The 4,368-nt window shown below is 56.3% G+C and carries 5 protein-coding genes; all 5 read right to left on the bottom strand.

From position 1 onward, the window contains the following. Positions 1-20: 20 nt before the first annotated feature. The 5 genes from GX016_09815 to GX016_09795 all read right to left on the bottom strand — a co-directional run bounded on the left by GX016_09815 (position 21) and on the right by GX016_09795 (position 4,319). Positions 21-815 carry a M23 family metallopeptidase gene (locus GX016_09815; protein ID HHT71839.1) on the bottom strand — a complete coding sequence of 265 codons (795 nt, stop codon included), beginning with the start codon at positions 813-815 and terminating at the stop codon, positions 21-23. A 320-nt stretch (positions 816-1,135) separates the two neighbouring features. Beyond that, positions 1,136-2,113, bottom strand: coding sequence for a class II fructose-bisphosphatase (glpX, locus tag GX016_09810; protein ID HHT71838.1), 978 nt, complete (start codon positions 2,111-2,113; stop codon positions 1,136-1,138). A 24-nt stretch (positions 2,114-2,137) separates the two neighbouring features. Next, positions 2,138-2,791 (bottom strand): fructose-6-phosphate aldolase, encoded by a 654-nt coding sequence (gene fsa, locus GX016_09805; protein ID HHT71837.1) that lies wholly within the window; start codon positions 2,789-2,791, stop codon positions 2,138-2,140. 24 nt (positions 2,792-2,815) lie between these two features. Further along, positions 2,816-3,694: a class II fructose-1,6-bisphosphate aldolase gene (locus GX016_09800; GenBank protein ID HHT71836.1), complete on the bottom strand. Its 879-nt coding sequence runs from the start codon at positions 3,692-3,694 to the stop codon at positions 2,816-2,818. Between the two features lie 31 nt (positions 3,695-3,725). Continuing rightward, on the bottom strand, positions 3,726-4,319 hold the full coding sequence (locus GX016_09795) for a lysine exporter LysO family protein (GenBank protein HHT71835.1): 594 nt from the start codon (positions 4,317-4,319) through the stop codon (positions 3,726-3,728). Between the last annotated feature and the right edge of the window lie 49 nt (positions 4,320-4,368).

The raw sequence follows: 4,368 nt of genomic DNA, 5'->3' as shown, positions 1-4,368 counted from the left end.
CCGCCGGTCATGAGAAGTGGTTACTTCAAAAATTGCAGCGGATCATACGGTCGCCCGCCTATATGCACCTCGAAGTGTAAGTGGGGCCCAGTGGAATTGCCGGTGGTCCCCACCCGAGCAATGGCCTGGCCGGCCTGAACTTGTTCGCCCGGTTTTACCAGCAGAGCGGAGCAATGGGCATAAAGGGTTCGAATACTGCGGCCATGGTCGATGATAAGCCGCTGGCCATAACCGCCATACCAACCGGCGTTCGTCACCTGCCCCGACGCTGCCGCCACAATAGTGTAGCCAGTCGCAGCTGCAATATCGAGCCCTTGGTGCATCCTTCCGTGGCGCCAGCCGAACGACGATGAAATCCGGCCTGTTACCGGCCAAGTCAGGGCCAGGCCTGTGGCCTGGCGTGAAGCCAAGAGACGGTCTGATCGGGGCAGACTGATGGTACTGCCCACAACCAAGCGGTTAGGATCGATCCCGGGATTGGCCTCTTTCAGGGCCGTCAACGTAATGCCTTGCCGCTGCGAGATATCCCACAGGGTATCACCCGGTCGGATCGTGTAGACGGTACCATCCTCGCTCGGTATTTCCAAGCGCTGGCCGGGAAAAATCAAGTTGGGATTGGCCAAGTTATTGGCTCCGGCCACGGCTGCCACGGTGCTGCCGTGTCTTTTAGCGATAGCCGACAATGTGTCCCCTTTTTGAACAATATATAAAGTAGCGTTGGCCGCCGCCGACAGCGCCGGTGCAAAAACAAGAGCCGCTACCAATGCAGCTACCAGCACGGCCCAGGAGGAAAATTTTTCCCTATATTCCAACATCCTCACCTCAGCATGTAGGTTCTCAACCGACGGAGTCGGTTGAGACCTGTTTTACACCTTATACCAAAATTAGAGATTGTCTCTAGTTTGATACTGAGATGAGAAGGCTATTCTGGCAATATTTTACAAGTCGCAAAACCGGATAAAAAAAAGGGGCCAGCACGCCGCCGAGCCCCATGAACAGGACACACACCGAGGAGGATTTGTTCTTAACACTGGTTGAGACTACCATCCATGGCCATTATAACACTGGCGTTTAAGCACTGTCAACAAAATATTTCAAAACGTTTACAAGGGGCCGGTGTCTATTCAGGGGCCGATCAATTGTCTTCCGGGAGCTGGTAAGGTTTACGGGCCATGTCATGGATGGCCTTGATAAACCGAACGGTGCCGGTGGTGGCTCGCATCACCAACGAGTTTGTGCGTACTTCGTTGCCTTTGTAGCGTACACCTTCCAGCAAATCTCCGTCGGTAATGCCGGTGACGGCGCACATCACTTCTTCGCCGCAGACCAGATCCTCCATGGAGAGTAGTTTATCTATCTGGGTGATCCCCATCCGCTGGCAGCGTTCCAATTCGGCCGGACTCATGGGTTTTAGCCGCGCCTGCATTTCCCCGCCTAAGCATTTCAGCGCTGCTGCCGACAACACACCTTCCGGCGCACCCCCGATACCCCATACCATATCCGGACCTTCCTCGTTGATACCGGTGGCAATGGCCGGCGCCACATCGCCGTCGGAAATAAGCCGCAGCCGAGCCCCGGCAGCTTTAATCTGAGCGATTAGGTCGGCATTGCGAGGTCGGTCCAGCACCACCACAATCAGGTCCCGAATGTCTTTACCCGTTCCCTTGGCCACGGCGGCAAGATTGTCGATCACCGGAGCATCAAGGTCGATCTTACCTTTGGCCCACTTACCCACGGCAATTTTCTCCATATAGACGTCCGGTGCGTGCAGAAAACAACCTTCCTCGGCCACCCCCACCACTGCAATTGCGTTAGGCAGCCCTTTAGCCAAGATGTTGGTCCCTTCCAGTGGATCCACAGCTACATCCACCTTGGGCGGGTGCCCGTTGCCCAACCGTTCGCCGATGTAAAGCATGGGCGCCTCATCCAGCTCACCCTCGCCGATAACCACTGTACCGTCAATATTGATCAAATCGAACACAGTCCGCATGGCCGCCACTGCCGCTCCGTCCGCGGCTTCTTTTTCTCCCCGTCCCATCCAACGTCCGCAGGCGATGGCAGCCGCCTCGGTAACCCGTACTAATTCCAGTGCCAATTCGCGATCTAGTGCCACAGTCTTTCTCCTCTCCTGAGCTGCTTATCTCCCTTGCAACAGTTCCCAATCAGCCCGAAAACGTTCTATCCCCTGGGCTGTAAGGGGGTGCTCAAACAACCGTTGCAGCACCTTAAACGGGACTGTAGCGATATGAGCGCCGGCCAGAGCCGCCCCCACCACCTGCCGGGGGGTTCGGATACTGGCTGCGATCACTTCGGTGGTGTACCGATAAGTATTAAACACCGTCATAATCTCGCCCACCAAGCCGAGTCCGTCCTCGCCCCTATCGTCCAATCGACCCACAAACGGACTGACAAAATCAGCACCGGCAGCCGCCGCCAAAATAGCCTGGGCGGTGGAAAACACCAATGTAACATTGGTACGAATGCCTTCCTGGCCCAGTTGTTTTACCGCTGCCAAGCCGTCAGGGGTTACCGGGATCTTAACTACCACTTGCGGATCAACAACTGCCAATTCCCGGGCCTCGTTCAGCATACTGTCTGTATCGCTGCTGACCACTTCGGCGCTGATGGCAGCACCGGGTACCAACTGGCAGATCTCGGCCAGCACCGACTTAAAATCGCGTGCACCCGCTTTCGCTACCAGAGTAGGATTGGTGGTTACCCCGGACAAGACCCCCCAGCCGGCAGCTCTTCGCACTTCCTTCAGATCGGCTGAATCCAAAAATATCTTCACACTATCCCCCCTTCACCCCCTAGTCTAAGACCAGACGCTGCTCTTGTCCAGCAGTTTTCCGGCGGAGCCAAACAGCTTCATCTTCTCGGCCACCGCTTGCTGCAGCGCTTCCCGGGCCGGACCGAGGACTTTTCTCGGATCGTACTCCTGCGGTTTTTCGGCCAATACCTGCCGCATGCGGGCGGTAAAAGTCTGCCTAAGATCGGTGTCGATATTGATCTTGCGCACACCCCGCTCTATTGCCGCCCGAATGGAATCAGCCGGTACCCCGGACGCCCCGTGAAGCACAATGGGGACCTGCGTCAGGGCTCTAATCGCTTCCAAGCGCTGAAGATCCAGCTTGGGCTCTCCCTTATAAGGTCCGTGGGCAGTGCCGATAGCAACCGCTAGCGCATCCACCCCCGTTTCCTTCACAAATAGCGCCGCCTCTTGTGGATCAGTGAAAAACGCCTCGCGCTCGCTTACACTTACCTGCTCTTCGGTACCGCCAATGCGCCCCAGCTCCGCCTCCACTGAGACCCCCACCGCCCTGGCCACGGCCACCACTTGCTTCACCCGGTCAATATTATCCGCCAGCGGATAGGCGGAAGCATCGATCATAACCGAACTAAAGCCGGCGTGAATACAGCGCATCACCTGGTCAAAATCCGTGCCGTGATCCAAATGGAGACAGACGGGAACATGGCTGCCCCGGGCCGCAGTCTTTACCATGGCCGTGATCTGCTCCAGACCGGCATATTTTAACGCCCCTTGACTGGCCTGCACAATCACCGGACTCCTCTGGCTGGTTGCGGCCCCAATAATAGCCTGCACAATCTCCAAGTTATTGGCATTAAATGCTCCCACTGCGTAGTTCCCCTGTTCCGCCTGAGCCAACACTTCCGCCAAAGTTACTAAATTCATCCTTACAGCCTCCTTGATTTTGAATATCTATTTAGCGCAGCAGTAACGGTACTAATATCGGTACCATGAGCGTGAGCACCAAGCCGCTGGCAAAGGCCACCAACCCCACTTCCTCCCCGGCCACCTCTACAATAACAGGCAGGCTCACATCCATGGCTGTAGCTCCGGCCGGGGCCACAGCAGCCAGATCGCCTAAGTAACGGTGTACCCAGGGTAAGATTAAGATAGCCAGCACTTCCCGCATCACATTAGCCAAGAACGCCAACGTTCCCAGCCGAGTGGAATGAAGATTGGCAATGAGAATTCCCGACAAGCTGTACCAGCCAAAGCCGGCTCCCACAGCAGCCCCTTCGTTCCAGCTCTGGCCCAAAGCTAAGCCCACGACAATGGCAGCGGCCAAACTCCCCACCGCCACCCCTAGAGGCAGAAGCAGTACTCTCCCTTTCATAGTTACCAGGGACCGGACTGCTTCCCGATCCATCCCCAGCCCTACACCCACCGCAAACAGCAGCACCCCCAATGTCCCTGAGATCAACATGTCCACCCGCGCCACTACAAAACCCGGTAGCAGCCCAAGATAACCCACAGCAATACCGGCCACCAACGCGGCTACGATCTGAATCACTTAGGCTCCCTCTCTTTCCTGCTTATCTTTCCTTGTGCGCCTTTCCAGT

Source organism: Bacillota bacterium, from assembly GCA_012837285.1.
GTDB lineage: Bacteria > Bacillota > DTU030 > DUMP01 > DUMP01 > DUNI01.
Note: the sequence above shows the minus strand (reverse complement) of the source record. Positions and strands in the feature narration are given on the sequence as shown.

Coding starts and splice junctions, on each gene's coding strand:
- GX016_09815 (HHT71839.1), bottom strand. CDS start 815: ATGTTGGAATATAGGGAAAAATTTTCCTCCTGGGCCGTGCTGGTAGCT.
- GX016_09800 (HHT71836.1), bottom strand. CDS start 3,694: ATGAATTTAGTAACTTTGGCGGAAGTGTTGGCTCAGGCGGAACAGGGG.